Source organism: Vibrio sp. 1151_11, assembly GCF_029478525.1.
GTDB classification, from domain to species: domain Bacteria; phylum Pseudomonadota; class Gammaproteobacteria; order Enterobacterales; family Vibrionaceae; genus Vibrio; species Vibrio anguillarum.
Genome location: NZ_SHMN01000011.1, coordinates 34,814 through 49,518, shown reverse-complemented (window position 1 = coordinate 49,518; position 14,705 = coordinate 34,814). Strand labels below are relative to the sequence as shown.

Below are 14,705 nucleotides of genomic sequence, written 5' to 3'. Positions count from 1 at the left end.
CGGGGATCACGGGTTATTCAAGGACCGGCAGGATACGCATGCAGTTGGTTGACCCTTCGACATCCATAATGTCACCTTGAGTGATGATCACTAAGTCACCGAACTCTAACAATTTTTTCTCCTTAAGCGTATTGAGAGCTGCAACGGCCACATCAAAACCAGTGTCTGCTTTGGTATCAAAATAGACGGGTGTGACTCCCCGATATAGAGCGCAGCGGTTTAAACTTCGTTCATTGGGCGACATAGCAAAGATAGGCAGTACAGAATTTAAGCGTGAGGTCATAAGCGCTGTTCTTCCTGATTCGGTCAGAGTCACCATGGCTTTGATTCCTTCCATGTGATTGGCCGCATAGATAGTGGACATCGCGATGGTCTCTTCAGCAGTCACAAACGAAGTATCGATTCGATAATTTTGTTGGCTAGCTTCGATCATTTTTTCCGCGCCGACACACACTTCGGCCATCGAACGAACCGTTTCTACTGGGTATTTACCAGCAGCAGTTTCACCTGAAAGCATCACCGCATCGGTTCCGTCAAGCACCGCATTGGCAACATCCATTACCTCCGCGCGGGTTGGCATTGGGTTCTCTATCATTGACTCCATCATTTGTGTTGCTGTGATCACTACTCTATTGAGTGCCTTAGCGCGGCGGATCAGCTTTTTCTGCACACCAACCAGCTCAGGATCACCAATTTCTACCCCCAAGTCACCACGAGCGACCATGATCACATCGGAGGCCATAATGATGTCATCAATATTGTGATCACTGGCCACGGTTTCTGCCCGTTCCACTTTCGCCACGAGCTTGGCCTCAAGGCCTGCATCACGAGCGAGGCGGCGCGCGTATTTCATATCTTCGCCATTGCGAGGAAATGAAATGGCCAGATATTCAACCTGTATTTCGGCGGCGAGTAGTATGTCTCGTTTGTCTTTTTCGGTCAGCGCTTCCGCCGATAAACCGCCACCCTTTTTATTGATGCCTTTGTTATTTGAAAGTGGACCACCGACGGTGACTATGGTGTGTATTTTAGCACCATCGACTGCTGTGACGAGTAGTTGTACTCGTCCGTCGTCCAATAGCAGCAAGTCATCCTGTTGCACATCTTGTGGTAGTTTTTTGTAGTCAATGCCAACCGAGTCTTGGTCACCTTGCCCTGGGGGGAGCTCTGCATCAAGAACAAATCGGTCACCTTCATTTAAGTAGACTTTTCCTTCTTTAAATGTGGAGACCCTAATTTTTGGTCCTTGTAAATCACCAAGTAAAGCGACATGGCGACCCAACTTAGCCGCGATAGCTCTTACTCGTTGCGCTCGCAGTTTATGGTCCTCGGAGCTACCATGTGAAAAATTCATGCGCACAACATTTGCGCCAGCTTTGATAATCGCCTCTAATATCTCGCCTTTGTCTGTTGATGGGCCTAAAGTAGTCACGATTTTTGTTCTTCTTAACACAGCGGTCATTGTGTTCTCCTGATGGGGCGGGAATCTAGATTGAGTATATGCAAGATCTGGCGAAAGAAAGGGGATAAGAGTGAAATTTATCGACAGGTGTCAGATGATTTTTGTCACAAAAAAAGAGGAGTTTCATATTTTTTGAATGTAAACAAATGGCAGTTTATTGGCTAAATACACGAAGATCTAGGTATATCCGTGATGCTTGTCACGGCAATATACTAAAGCGCTTCACAATTACTTCGCAAAGTAAAAAAATTGGCATGTTATTGATTTCTGGAGCTCCCAATGTATATGGCGCAACCAGGCCATATTGATCATATCAAACAGGTCAATGCTGGTCGTGTATATAAACTCATTGACCAAAAAGGTCCCATTTCTCGCATCGATTTATCGAAGGAGAGTGAGCTTGCTCCGGCAAGTATTACCAAAATTACTCGTGAGTTAATTGAAGCTCATTTAATCCATGAAACGACAGTACAAGAAGCGATCAGCCGTGGCCGCCCAGCCGTTGGTTTACAAACCAATAATGAGGGATGGCAATTTTTATCCATGCGTTTAGGGCGTGGTTACTTAATTATTGCCCTGCATGAGTTGGGTGGTGAAGTGTTGATCGACACCAAAATTGAGATCCATGAGCTAGACCAAGATGACGTGCTCGCTAGGTTGCTTTACGAAATTGAAGAGTTTTTTCAAACCTACTCGTCGCAATTGGATCGAGTGACGAGTATCGCAATTACCTTGCCCGGTTTAGTGAATTCAGAGCAAGGGATTGTACTGCAGATGCCTCATTACAATGTGGAAAATCTGGCTCTTGGTCCTGAAATTTATAAGGCGACGGGCCTACCTGTATTTGTGGCGAATGATACCCGAGCTTGGGCACTGGCTGAAAAGTTGTTTGGCCATTCGCAAGGCAATGAAAATTCAGTTCTTATCTCTATTCACCACGGTTTAGGGGCCGGCATTATCCTTGATGGCAGGGTGCTGCAAGGTCGGCACGGGAATATCGGTGAGTTAGGTCATATCCAAATTGATCCGCACGGTAAACGTTGCCATTGTGGCAATATTGGCTGTTTGGAGACAGTCGCCAGTTCGCAAGCAATTCGTGAAGAAGTGGCGCTGCGTATTGCAAACGGTGAGGTTTCATCATTGACTGAGCACAGTGAAATCACTATTGAAGATATCTGTGAGGCCGCAGCAGAGGGTGACCCATTAGCGGTGGATGTGATAGAGAAACTAGGGCGTTATTTAGGGGCCGCAATCGCAATTGTGATCAACCTATTTAACCCAGAAAAAATTCTTATCGGTGGTGTTATCAACCAAGCTAAGAACGTGCTATACCCTGCATTGCAAAAATGCATCGAAGAGCAGAGCTTACCTGTCTATCATCAAGATCTCGAATTAGTGGAATCACGTTTTTATAAACAGGCAACCATGCCCGGTGCGGCTTTGATTAAACAAGCTCTCTATGATGGACTTTTGCTGATGAAAGTTGTCGAAGGTTAATTTTTTCGCGGTTAGATCATTTATATTTTTTACAATTAACCCATATGGCTATACTGTTATGTGAGTTCACTATAATTTTCGGGATTTCGTATGTCAGGTGTTTTAAATACGGTTGACCAGCGCACCAATCTTGTCGGAGAGAATCGACTTGAGTTGCTTTTATTCAGCTTAAATAGCCGGCAAATTTTTGCGATCAATGTATTTAAGGTGAGGGAAGTGATCAAAGTTCCTCAGTTAACGAAATTGCCCGGTTCTCATCATAATATTACGGGTGTAGCCTCATTGAGGGGAGTGCCAGTTCCTGTCATTGATTTGCGCAGTGCGATCGGTTTTCCTCCATCTCGCTTGGATAGCCAGGAACAGAACCTCATCATCACTGAGTACAATCGAACCATTCAAGGTTTTTTGGTTGGGCAAGTTCGCAATATTATCAATACCGCATGGACTGAAATTCAGCCACCACCGCGTTTAGCTGGCCGGTCTAATTACCTTACCGCTATCACCCATGTTAAAGAGGTCAACAGTAGCCATATTGTTGAAATCATTGATGTTGAAAAAGTGTTAGCTGAGATTATTGATTATGACGTTTCTATCTCAGAAGGCGTTCTTGACCATGATTTGGTTGCGGAGATGGTCGGGCGAAAAATTCTGATTGTGGATGATTCTTCAACGGCTCGTAACCAAATAAAAGGGACGCTCTCACAGCTTGGTTTGGAAATTGTCGAATGCAGAGATGGCTTAGAAGCATTGAATCTTCTGAAGTCGTGGAGCGATGAAGGAAGAGATGTAACGAGTGAGCTTTTACTGATGATCACCGATGCTGAAATGCCAGAAATGGACGGCTATAAACTGACTTCCGAGATCCGTAATGATCCGAGAATGAAATCACTATTTATTACGTTAAACACGTCACTCAGTGGCAGCTTTAATGAAGCCATGGTACAAAAAGTGGGTTGTGATCGTTTTATCTCTAAATTCCAACCCGATTTATTAGTACAAGTGGCACAAGACCGATTACGTGATGTGCTTTCGTAAGATTTTTAGCCATCATTACAATAAAGTCGTCTCTAATGTAATGTGCTGACATGAAATAGTAACGTTCACCTCAAACGACAATGCCTTGCTGATGAGGCAAGGCATTGAAAGATTAAGAAAAAGCTAAGCCATTACTTTTTCGGTTGTGCATCGATACATTGACCATTCACGGCTTGGCTTTCCGGCGCCATTAAATAGAGATAAAGCGGCATGATATCTTTAGGCGTTTTCAACAACTCCACATCTTCAGCGGGATAAGCTTTGGCGCGCATGCCTGTGCGCGTGCCACCGGGATTAATTGCATTCACTCGAATTGACGTGTTGCTTAGCTCATCAGCTAGCACTTGCATCATCCCTTCTGTGGCGAATTTTGACATAGCATAAGTGCCCCAAAAAGCACGACCATCATGGCCTACGGTTGAAGACGTAAATACAATCCGCGCATCTGGAGATTTGTGCAGCAATGGCAGCGCCGCTTGGCTGAGTAAGAATTGCGCTTTGACGTTGACCTGCATGACATCGTCATAAGAATCTTCACCGATCTGATCAAACGGGCTGATCACACCCAAAAGTCCCGCGTTATGTAGCACACCATCTAAGCGACCAAACTGCTCTGCAATGGTATCGATCATATCGAGGTAATGTTGCTTGGTGGCTCCTTTCATGTCCAGCGGAACAATCGCAGGTGTTGCGTAGCCAGCGTTTTCTATCTCATCATAAGTTTGTTCTAACTTTTTCACCGTGCGGCCGAGCAAAATGACGGTTGCGCCGTGGGCTGCATAGCTGATGGCGGCTTGTTTACCGATACCGTCACCAGCACCTGTAACTAAAATGACTCTATCTTTGAGGGCATCTGCAGAAACTGAATAATCCACCTTGTGCTTCCTTATTGTTATGATTTGCTTTAAGTCTTCGTGACAAGGTGGTTACAATACACCAAATCAAAACCTATGAGGATTAGGACGTTGGAATTTTTATTGGACTACGGCCTATTTTTGGCCAAGATTGCGACAATCGTCGTCGCTCTTGTTGTGCTATTGGTCATTGTGAAATCAGTGGGCGGAAAAAACAGCGCGCAGAAAGGCGAGCTGGAAGTGGTGAATTTAACCGAGCGTCATAAAGAAATAGTCGAGCAGATGGAACACCATCTGCACGATGATGCTTTCTTGAAGGCTCGCGATAAAGCAGAAAAGAAAAGCGAAAAAGAGAAAAACAAAGTACGTGACAAAGCGATCAAAAAAGCGGCCAAAGAGGGAGCGTTAGATACCAAACGTGAACCGCATCTCTTTGTCTTGGATTTCAACGGCAGTATTGATGCCAAAGAAGTGAGTTCGCTACGCGAGGAAGTGACCGCCATTCTCGCCGTTGCTCGTCAAGGTGATGAAGTGTTGCTGCGTTTAGAGACTGGCGGTGGCATGGTGCATGGTTATGGTTTGGCTTCTTCGCAGCTCGATCGCATTAAAGCAGCTAGGTTACCCCTAACCATCGCAGTTGATAAAGTGGCCGCCAGCGGTGGTTATATGATGGCGTGTATTGCTGATAAAATTGTGGCCGCTCCTTTTGCTATTGTCGGTTCCATTGGCGTTATCGCGCAACTACCTAACTTTAATAAACTGCTTAAAAAACATGATATTGAATTTGAACAGTTGACCGCAGGTGAATACAAACGCACGCTGACTATGTTTGGTGAAAACAGTGATAAAGCGCGCGATAAGTTCAAGCAAGAACTCGAAGAGACTCACGAACTGTTTAAAGATTTTATCCGCGAGCATCGTCCAGCGCTTGACCTTGAGAAAGTGGCCACTGGTGAACACTGGTTTGGAACTCAAGCTCAAGAGCTAGGTTTAGTCGATGAGATCAAAACTTCTGACGACTTAGTGGTTGCTGCGTGTAAAGATAAAACGGTACTGGCAATCCATTATGTGCAGAAGAAAAAACTGACTGATAAATTGGCTGGTGTTGCGGGCGAAGCGGCTGATAGCGTGCTTCTGAAATTGATCAGTCGCGGTCAACGGCCAATCGTTTAGGTTAGGTGCGTCTTTCTCGAAGCAGGCAGATTATTTTTCGGAGAGTATTAAGCGGAGAAGTGCGTTACTTCTCCGTTTTTTTTGATCTCAGCCATTCACCGATGGCGAGTATCAACCCGGCCAACATGCCTGCTAAATGCGCTTCGATAGCCACGCGTGCATTAATAAGCTCACTGGTGTTACTTGAAGCGCCGAAAATTTGCTCCCAGACAACTTTGACAATAACACCAACCACCAACAGCCAACTGCTGCGACGCCCTTGCAGTGCTTCTTGTAGAGCCAAATAGGCAAACATTCCATGGAGCGCGCCTGAAAGGCCGACATAGACTTGCATACGGCTCAAAAAAAGGCTGACGCCTACCATCAGGCTGGTTGCCAGAAGGCTGATTAACCATTTTTTACTGCTCGGCTGAAACACAAAATGGATAATCCACAACCCTGCGAGGTTCATACCAAGGTGTGTAAAGTTGGTGTGTGTGAAATTTCCTGTTAGGATCCGCCACCATTGGCCCGCTTCAATGGCAGGCCGATTCCACGCACTGAGGGCGGCCAGTGGCGGCCATTGCAACCCCAAGCAGACCAAGCTGATAGCAAGTAGTGCAAAATAACGATTTTTTTGATGGTTTATGTTTAGTAAGCAAAGGCGAAAGTAATTCACGTTATGTCTCGATACTGTTCTCAATGTGGTAAAGCGCGAAAAGCCTGCATCTGTTCTTTGATCGTACCGCTTTCCTCGTCGGTCGAGCTTATCATTCTTCAACATCCGACAGAAGAACATCGCCCAATGGGCACAGCCCGAATTCTCGATTTATCTTTAGCCAATTGCAGGCGCTTTGTTGCCGAAGATTTTAGCCAGCACACTCAGCTGAATGAGTGCTTAGCTGAGCCGGATGTGCTCAACTATGTACTTTACCCGCATGAGACTGCGCAGCCTGTGTCGGCTATGAATATCAATGCTGATACCAGAAAAGTACGAGTTATTTTACTCGATGGTACTTGGAAGAAAGCGTATAAAATGTGGCAACTATCGAGCAATTTACATTCGCTACCGTGTTTGCACTTGCCGACCGATCTCAAAGGCAATTATCGTATTCGCAAGGCACCGAGTGAAAACAGCTTATCAACCGTTGAAGCTGGTTTTTATATCTTGTCATTGCTTGAGCCACGGCAAAATTTTCAACCGCTCCTTGATGCTTTTGATGCGATGGTTGCCTTTCAAATTAGCCAAATGCCAGCTGGGGTCTTTAAGCAAAACTATATCAGCGAGTAACAACTATATCAGTGAGTAACGGTGGCAGAAGCTACCACTCAACCAGCCATTAATAGTGATTATGAGCTGAGAACAGCTGTTGATGGAGCCTTTGCGCATAGCCATCGGTCATAGCCGAAATATAGTCACAGATGACGCGCATACCATCGTCTTCATTAGTTTGGGCTTGCCATTTACCGCGCGTTGTTTCTGGCAGTAAGCGTTCAGGATCGGCGCTTAGCGCTTCAAACAGATCCATGATGATCTGCTGGCCTTTGTATTCAAAACGCTGCACTTGCGGAATTTGAATCACATATTGGCTCACAAATGATTTCAGTACTTCCAGTGCGGCGGCCATATTGGGTTCTAAATAGGCGTTGAAGGCGAGTAATTCATTCTCAAAATGCGCATCAACGGCTTGAATATGAATGCTAGTCAGTAGCGCATTAACAATCCCGCCAATCGCATCTTTACGACGATAATGTTTGCCTGCAAACAGCATTTCACTGATGGAAGCGATGTGTTCTTCAAACCACGCATCGCCGCATTCGGCCAGTTTCGAGGCTGCGGCCTCTTGCCACTGTTGGCGATTCACCATGCCCAGCACGATGGCATCTTCTAAATCGTGCACGCCGTAGGCAATGTCATCGGCCAGCTCCATGATTGAGCAATCGAGTGATTTAAAGCGAGTCTTGTGATGTTGATAAGGCGTTGCGGGCTGACCACGCATTTGACTGAGTAGGGCTTTATCTTGCGCAGAGAGTGGCTCTGTTACCCAACAAAAAATCGCGTGATCGCAATCGTATATTCCTTTGGCGGGCGACCACTCTTTAGCTTTCAACTGACGCTGGTGAGCGACTGCATTGGGTTGCTGTGCGGCACGAGTTTGGCTCAGCAGCGCAGGGTATTTTAATAACCCCAGCACAGTGCGACGTGACAGGTTCATACCATGGTGTTCGGTGTAAGGCTCTAAGCTGGTCACAATTCGAAAGGTTTGCGCGTTACCTTCAAAGCCGCCGTGATCGCGCATCATATAATTGAGCGCCACTTCGCCGCCATGACCATAAGGAGGATGGCCGATATCATGCGCTAGGCATAAGGAATCGATCAAACTATCCGAAGGCAGCAAATCACGAAACTCTGGTTGCTTGAGTTTAATTTGCGCCACTATACCAGTGCCGAGTTGCGCGGCTTCTAAGGAGTGAGTGAGGCGAGTGCGATGGAAATCATTCAAGCTAGTGCCATGTACTTGAGTTTTGGCTTGCAAGCGACGAAATGCTGCCGAGTGAAGAATACGTGCCCGATCGCGTTGGAAAGGGCTGCGGTGATCATCGCGGCGGATTTTATGCTCATCATCTTGGCGTTCAAGCCATTTGGGGTCAATGGATATATCCATGCCATCTCCTGCAGTACATTTATGTTTTTCAAACACTTAACAAGTAACTTAGCGTGAGTTAGCTGATCTCGTCCAGCGTTAATTCGAAACTAGGGGCAAAGGTATTGAGAAAATACTCCATCTCAGGTGTATGGCGATCTCGTAAGGTGACGTCTAAACGTTTTTTGGCCAGCGCATATTCATGGTTGCCCGCGCTGAGTTCTTCTAAGCATTTGAGATAGGCGCAGAGTGAATCTGCCTGTTTGACTATCGCCACATCTTCAGGGTGCGCGGCGTCTGAAACGAGATATGGAGCAAAATCCTCACGCAGCTCTTCAGGCAACATCGAGAGCAGTTTTTGTTCGGCAGCGGCTTCTATTTTTTTGTATTCTTTAGCAATATCGGGGTTGTAGTATTTAACTGGTGTCGGAAGATCGCCTGTCAACACTTCACTGGTATCGTGATACATACCTAAAATCGCAATCCGTTCAGGGTTGACCTTGCCGCCAAATTTTTTGTTTTTGATTACGGCTAAAGCGTGAGCGACAAATGCCACTTGTAGGCTGTGTTCAGAGATATTTTCACTGGAGATGGATCGCATTAAAGGCCAGCGTTGAATTAACTTCATTCGGGCTAAGTGAGCAAAAAAGTGACTCTCTTTCATTGCAATAAACATCCTTGCTGTTTTGGGGACCAAGAGAAAAATTGGCGATTAAAAGAAAACGGGCGCACTTTTAGTATCGAAAAGTGCGCCCGTTTAGCATATGGAAGTTTACGTCAGAATGCTACTGACTGTAGGTCGATAAGAAACGTTCGAAGCGGCCAATGGCAATTTCCAAATCTTCAATATGCGGTAAGGTGACAATGCGGAAGTGGTCCGGTTTTGGCCAGTTAAAGCCCGTTCCTTGAACCAATAGCACTTTCTCTTGTTTTAAGAAGTCGAGTACCATTTTTTGGTCATCTTTAATGCTGTACATTTTCGTGTCGATTTTCGGGAACAGGTACATGGCTCCTTTAGGTTTGACACATGAGACGCCGGGGATCTGGTTGATCAATTCCCACGCGCGGTCGCGCTGTTCGAGCAGTCGGCCACCGGGTAAAATCAGCTCATTGATACTTTGATAGCCACCTAATGCGGTTTGAATCGCATGCTGCATGGGCACGTTGGCACACAAACGCATTGAGGCAAGCATTTCCAAACCAGCCACATAACCTTTGGCAATGTGTTTTGGCCCGGTAAGGAACATCCAACCACCACGGAACCCGCATACACGGTACGCTTTTGACAGGCCGTTAAAAGTGACCATTAAAACGTCATCAGCCAGTGTTGAAATGGGCGTATGGGTTGCACCATCGTATAAGATTTTGTCGTAGATTTCGTCGGCGAAAATGATCAATTTATGCTTGCGGGCAATCTCAACAATTTCCAGCAGGAAATCACGGCTATAGACAGCACCTGTTGGGTTGTTGGGGTTGATCAACACAATACCGCGTGTTTTGGGCGTGATTTTACTGTTGATGTCGTTGAGATCAGGATACCAATCGGCTTCTTCATCACACAAGTAATGCACAGCAGTGCCACCGGAGAGGGCGACCGAAGCGGTCCATAATGGATAATCAGGAGCAGGGACAAGCATTTCATCGCCATTATTAAGCAGCGCTTGCATCGCCATCACGATAAGCTCTGAAGCACCATTACCGATGTAAACATCTTCTACATCTAGGCTACGCAGCCCTTTTTTCTGGTAGTGCTGCACCACGGCTTTGCGCGCGGAATAGATCCCCTTTGAGTCGCAATAGCCTTGTGAAGTAGGCAGATTACGGATCACATCAACTAGGATTTCATCTGGGGCGTCAAAGCCAAATGGGGCGGGGTTACCAATGTTTAACTTCAGTATTTTATGCCCCTCTTCCTCCATGCGTTTAGCATGTTTGAGTACAGGACCCCTAATGTCATAGCAGACATTGTCGAGTTTTGACGACATCCCGATATTTTGCATTGTATAATTCCTGAAAAATAAATAATTTCTTTATTAAACTACACTAAATTGATGTTTGATAGAATAAAAATCTGCCACTGTGCGCTTTTAGGATACAGATGAGGATGCCCGTTATCACAGGAATCTGCAAAAGATAACTCGTAACCTTGATTTCGTTTCCCTCTCTAAATAGAGTAGCCGTCAGTAGAGCCCGTGTCTCAATGTTTTCGAGGTCGATTTGTCGCATTTTCATCAAGCTATTGCTCGGTTAATCGAGCAAATAAACGACGCGAAGGATGATGACGTTCGTTTTGTACAAATACTGCAAGAAGCTCCCCCTTTCGCGCCAATTGATTGGCTTGAAGCGCAACCCATTTTCCCTAAATTTTATTGGCAGTCACGTGATACGCGCGAAGAAGTAGTGGCATTAGGTCAGCTGTATACTTTTTCTGAGGCTGAACCTGCCTACGCTATTCTTGGTCAGGAGCAGCGAGTTTGGGGTGGACGTTCTTTTGATGGGCATACGGACAAAAATCGCCGTTGTTTATCCTCATTTTTCTTTTTACCGCAAATTGAGCTGATTTGCTGTGATGGTCAATGGTCATTGGCGGCGAATATTACCGCTGAACGCCAACGAACCTTGGTCGCACTGCATAAACTGCAACTTGAAGTTAGTCCATTACGTGGTATGACGTCACATATAAAACAGGTCACCCATCAACCTAATGAGGTGAAGTGGCAGCAGTTGGTCAATCAAGTGCTTGAGGGAATTGATCATCAAGCGTTTAAGAAAGTGGTGCTCGCGCGGCAAACGACACTCAGTTTAGATAAGCCGTTAAGCGCGGCGCAGTTGCTTAAGGCAAGTGCGGCGCACAATCATCACAGTTTTCATTTTTTATTAGCATTTGATCAAAAGCACAGCTTTATGGGGTCGACACCTGAGCGTTTGTACGCTCGTCAAGGGCAGACTTTGTATACCGAAGCGCTGGCGGGAACGATAGGTCGGGGAGAAAATGCGAGCCAAGACATGGAGTTATCTCATTGGCTTACTCAAGACAGTAAAAATCTTAATGAAAATCAATATGTAGTGGATGACATTATTGAACGGTTAACGCCTCATTCTGAAAGGGTTGATGTTGAACAGGACGTCCGTTTAGTGCGTTTGCGCAAAGTGCAGCATTTAAAACGGGGTATCCATGCGCAGCTGAAAAAGGGTGTGAATGGTGTGCAACTGCTGAACGCGTTACAACCAACCGCGGCGGTGGCTGGCCTGCCGCGTAAAGCGGCGATGGATTTTATTCAGGCTAATGAGCCTTTTGCACGTGGTTGGTATGCCGGCTCAGTCGGTTATTTTAGCCATCAACAAGCGGAGTTTTGTGTGGCGATTCGCAGCGCTTTGCTGGTGGACAATCAGATCCAACTGTTTGCCGGAGCGGGCATTGTTCCAGGTTCAGTGGCTGAGCATGAATGGCAAGAGTTAGACAAAAAAATGGCAACCTTATTGAGTTTGATCAGCGACCATTTTCCTCTAGGAGTGGCGTCATGAAGCATGACCAAGCAGTGCTGAACCGAATTTGGAGCCAAACGCTACTTGAGGAGCTTACTCGACTTGGGGTGCAAGAGATCTGTATTGCACCAGGTTCACGCTCGACACCCTTGACCTTAGAGGCGGCCACCAATCACAAGCTTTCAATCCATACTCACTTTGATGAGCGTGGGCTGGGCTTTCTTGCTTTAGGTCTTGCTAAGGCGAGCCAAAAGCCAGTTGCGGTGATTGTCACTTCTGGCACGGCGGCGGCTAATTTACTGCCAGCGATTGCTGAGTCACACCTCACGGGTGAAAAACTCGTTGTACTCACGGCTGACCGGCCCGTTGAGCTCGTGGGATGCGGTGCGAATCAAGCAATCAATCAAGTAGGTATTTACTCATCACATGTCACGCAGGCGGTGAATCTACCCAGTCCATCGACGACTATCCCATTGACTTGGTTGTTAACCACAGTGGATGAGGCTATGGCCAACCAAGATTATATGGGTGGTGCAATACATATTAACTGTCCCTTTCCCGAACCACTTTATGCCGAACATGATGTAGATCTTTACGCAGACTATTTAGCTGTGATTGAAGCGTGGCGTCAGCGTGAGCAAGCATTCAGCTCTCGCCAGTACCAAACCGAAACCAAAACGTTAGATGATGGTGCATGGCTGAGTAAAAAAGGGCTGGTGATTCTTGGTTCGTTGACGTTAGCTGAAGCGAAGAAGGCCAAGCACTTTGCCAACAAACTTGGCTGGCCAGTCTTATGTGATCCACAATCAGGCGTGAGCAGCGAATGGGCGCATTTTGATTTATGGTTGCAAAATGCGCGAGCACGTGAGCTGCTTAGTGAAAGTGAGGTGGTGATCCAATTCGGTTCACGGCTGGTCTCAAAACGACTTACTCAATGGCTAGCTAGCCATGCTCACATGGGTAACGTGCAGTATATTTACGTTTCACCCCAAATGGCACGTAATAATCAAAGCCATCTGATGCAACAGCAGTTTGTCACTGATATTGCGTGCTGGGTCGATCGGCATATTGGTAAATTAACGGCTTTAGGTGCGGCGCAAGCGGGTTGGTCGGATCGGATAAAAACGGTCGCGCAAGAGATTGCCCAACTGGCTAAATTGCATTTGAACGGTGACTCTTCTATTACAGAGATTGGTTTAGCGCTCGATATGGCCGAGCGTAGCGAAGGGGCCGACCTATTTATCGGCAACAGTTTGTTCGTCCGTTTAGCCGATATGTTTGCTCAAATTGAGGGACGTTCGGTTTACTCCAATCGAGGCGCTTCGGGTATTGATGGCTTAGTGGCAACCGCCGCAGGAGTACAGCGAGCCAATCATAATCCAATGTTGGTATTTATTGGTGACACGTCATTGCTGTATGATCTTAATTCTCTAGCTCTGCTTAGCCAAGTCAGCACGCCTCTGGTGCTGGTGGTGGTGAATAATGATGGCGGCGCTATTTTTGATCTATTACCCGTTCCCAAAACGCACAAAACCGCCTTGTACCAAATGCCCCATGGCTACCAATTTGAACACGCCGCACGGCAGTTTCGTTTAGGTTATGTTTGTCCGCAAACCTTATCTGCTTATCAAAGCTTGGTCCGTGAACATTTACAGCAGGGTACTGGCACCTTATTGGTTGAAGTGACCACGCCGTCTGGGCAAGCCGGTGAGCAAATCACACAATTTACCCAGCAAGTTTATGCTTTGTAGTCGTTTTTATTGCAGCACCACCACAGGTTCGACGTCGGTCGAGCCTGTGGTGGTTTTTCTACATGGTTTACTAGGCAGTGGGCGAGATTGGTCGAAAACGGCGGTTTTTCTTTCGCCATACTCGCAATTATGGATTGATCTTCCCGGCCATGGCGGTAGTCAGTCTCTCTTATGTGATGACTTTGATGAGTGCTGCGCTCACATTTCTGCAACCGTGCTTAAGCAGCTTGGCGAAAAAACACCTATCGTATTGGTGGGCTATTCACTTGGTGGAAGGCTGGCAATGTATGGCGTGGCGATGCAGCGTTTTTCGGCGTTGAATATTCAAGGTTTGATCGTTGAGGGTGGCAACTTCGGCTTGCAGAGTTCTTTTGAACGTGAGCAACGATTGAAAAATGATCACCATTGGGCACATCGTTTCCAAACTGAGCAGATTGAGCGAGTTTTGGTCGATTGGTATCATCAACCCGTTTTTTCTTCATTAAATCATGAGCAAAGACAAACTTTAGTCACTCAACGCAGTGCTAATCTTGGGGCGGCAGTGGCTCACATGCTACTTTCGACTTCATTGGCAAAGCAGCCTTATCTGCTCGCACAACTTGAGCAAGCCGCATTGCCAATAGTCTATGTTTGTGGGGAGAAGGACAGCAAGTTTGTTCATCTGGCACAGCAAAGCGGTTTCGAATATCGCCAAGTGCAGGCTGCAGGGCATAATGTCCATTATGAGCAGCCCGAGGTATTTGCTCATCTTATTCAAGAGTTTATCAGCCAATGCTAACGCGTTGGTTCAAAAACTATAATTAATAGAACAATGGAAAGCACC

General features: G+C 46.4%; 13 protein-coding genes. 7 read left to right on the top strand and 6 right to left on the bottom strand.

The genetic code is table 11. The features are described from left to right. Positions 1-13: 13 nt before the first annotated feature. On the bottom strand, positions 14-1,462 hold the full coding sequence (gene pyk, locus EXZ60_RS09935) for a pyruvate kinase (protein ID WP_017045267.1): 1,449 nt from the start codon (positions 1,460-1,462) through the stop codon (positions 14-16). 279 nt (positions 1,463-1,741) lie between these two features. Between pyk and EXZ60_RS09930 the strand changes: the two genes are divergently transcribed. Then, positions 1,742-2,959, top strand: coding sequence for an ROK family protein (locus tag EXZ60_RS09930; protein ID WP_013856420.1), 1,218 nt, complete (start codon positions 1,742-1,744; stop codon positions 2,957-2,959). 90 nt (positions 2,960-3,049) lie between these two features. Next, the gene (locus EXZ60_RS09925) at positions 3,050-3,994 is read left to right on the top strand and encodes a chemotaxis protein CheV (protein WP_017048555.1); all 945 of its coding nucleotides are present in this window, start codon (positions 3,050-3,052) and stop codon (positions 3,992-3,994) included. A 131-nt stretch (positions 3,995-4,125) separates the two neighbouring features. On the opposite strand, the gene EXZ60_RS09920 is transcribed toward EXZ60_RS09925, so the two are convergent. After that, on the bottom strand, positions 4,126-4,869 hold the full coding sequence (locus tag EXZ60_RS09920) for a YciK family oxidoreductase (protein ID WP_017048556.1): 744 nt from the start codon (positions 4,867-4,869) through the stop codon (positions 4,126-4,128). A 90-nt stretch (positions 4,870-4,959) separates the two neighbouring features. Between EXZ60_RS09920 and sohB the strand changes: the two genes are divergently transcribed. Next, entirely contained in the window at positions 4,960-6,021 is a 1,062-nt protein-coding gene (gene sohB / locus EXZ60_RS09915; protein ID WP_029388085.1) for a protease SohB, read from the top strand. Positions 6,022-6,085: 64 nt separating this feature from the next. Here sohB and rrtA read toward each other — a convergent pair whose 3' ends face one another. Further along, positions 6,086-6,679 (bottom strand): rhombosortase, encoded by a 594-nt coding sequence (gene rrtA / locus EXZ60_RS09910; RefSeq protein WP_017045270.1) that lies wholly within the window; start codon positions 6,677-6,679, stop codon positions 6,086-6,088. Positions 6,680-6,682: 3 nt separating this feature from the next. Between rrtA and EXZ60_RS09905 the strand changes: the two genes are divergently transcribed. Further along, a complete protein-coding gene (locus EXZ60_RS09905; RefSeq protein ID WP_017042580.1) occupies positions 6,683-7,291 on the top strand; it encodes a DTW domain-containing protein in 609 nt (202 codons plus the stop codon). Between the two features lie 49 nt (positions 7,292-7,340). Here the strand turns inward: EXZ60_RS09905 and EXZ60_RS09900 are convergent, their stop codons facing one another. The 3 genes from EXZ60_RS09900 to EXZ60_RS09890 all read right to left on the bottom strand — a co-directional run bounded on the left by EXZ60_RS09900 (position 7,341) and on the right by EXZ60_RS09890 (position 10,645). After that, on the bottom strand, positions 7,341-8,666 hold the full coding sequence (locus tag EXZ60_RS09900) for an anti-phage deoxyguanosine triphosphatase (protein WP_277435644.1): 1,326 nt from the start codon (positions 8,664-8,666) through the stop codon (positions 7,341-7,343). 58 nt (positions 8,667-8,724) lie between these two features. Then, on the bottom strand, positions 8,725-9,309 hold the full coding sequence (gene yfbR, locus EXZ60_RS09895) for a 5'-deoxynucleotidase (protein ID WP_026028390.1): 585 nt from the start codon (positions 9,307-9,309) through the stop codon (positions 8,725-8,727). Positions 9,310-9,430: 121 nt separating this feature from the next. Beyond that, positions 9,431-10,645 (bottom strand): pyridoxal phosphate-dependent aminotransferase, encoded by a 1,215-nt coding sequence (locus EXZ60_RS09890; protein ID WP_013856428.1) that lies wholly within the window; start codon positions 10,643-10,645, stop codon positions 9,431-9,433. Between the two features lie 217 nt (positions 10,646-10,862). On the opposite strand from EXZ60_RS09890, the gene EXZ60_RS09885 reads away from it, so the two are divergent. The 3 genes from EXZ60_RS09885 to menH are packed head-to-tail and all read left to right on the top strand — an operon-like array spanning position 10,863 to position 14,660. Then, positions 10,863-12,170: an isochorismate synthase MenF gene (locus tag EXZ60_RS09885; RefSeq protein WP_199871490.1), complete on the top strand. Its 1,308-nt coding sequence runs from the start codon at positions 10,863-10,865 to the stop codon at positions 12,168-12,170. Continuing rightward, positions 12,167-13,882, top strand: a complete 1,716-nt coding sequence (menD, locus tag EXZ60_RS09880) for a 2-succinyl-5-enolpyruvyl-6-hydroxy-3-cyclohexene-1-carboxylic-acid synthase (RefSeq protein WP_277435643.1) — start codon at positions 12,167-12,169, stop codon at positions 13,880-13,882. The genes EXZ60_RS09885 and menD overlap by 4 nt, the downstream gene beginning before the upstream one ends. Then, entirely contained in the window at positions 13,872-14,660 is a 789-nt protein-coding gene (gene menH / locus EXZ60_RS09875; RefSeq protein WP_019281541.1) for a 2-succinyl-6-hydroxy-2,4-cyclohexadiene-1-carboxylate synthase, read from the top strand. The genes menD and menH overlap by 11 nt, the downstream gene beginning before the upstream one ends. Positions 14,661-14,705 lie beyond the last annotated feature (45 nt).

Bases quoted from the DNA above. Each gene is read 5' to 3' on its own strand.
- EXZ60_RS09905 (WP_017042580.1), top strand. From the start codon at position 6,683: ATGTCTCGATACTGTTCTCAATGTGGTAAAGCGCGAAAAGCCTGCATC.
- EXZ60_RS09900 (WP_277435644.1), bottom strand. From the start codon at position 8,666: ATGGATATATCCATTGACCCCAAATGGCTTGAACGCCAAGATGATGAG.
- menD (WP_277435643.1), top strand. From the start codon at position 12,167: ATGAAGCATGACCAAGCAGTGCTGAACCGAATTTGGAGCCAAACGCTA.
- menH (WP_019281541.1), top strand. From the start codon at position 13,872: ATGCTTTGTAGTCGTTTTTATTGCAGCACCACCACAGGTTCGACGTCG.
- yfbR (WP_026028390.1), bottom strand. From the start codon at position 9,309: ATGAAAGAGAGTCACTTTTTTGCTCACTTAGCCCGAATGAAGTTAATT.
- EXZ60_RS09925 (WP_017048555.1), top strand. From the start codon at position 3,050: ATGTCAGGTGTTTTAAATACGGTTGACCAGCGCACCAATCTTGTCGGA.
- pyk (WP_017045267.1), bottom strand. From the start codon at position 1,462: ATGACCGCTGTGTTAAGAAGAACAAAAATCGTGACTACTTTAGGCCCA.
- EXZ60_RS09890 (WP_013856428.1), bottom strand. From the start codon at position 10,645: ATGCAAAATATCGGGATGTCGTCAAAACTCGACAATGTCTGCTATGAC.
- EXZ60_RS09930 (WP_013856420.1), top strand. From the start codon at position 1,742: ATGTATATGGCGCAACCAGGCCATATTGATCATATCAAACAGGTCAAT.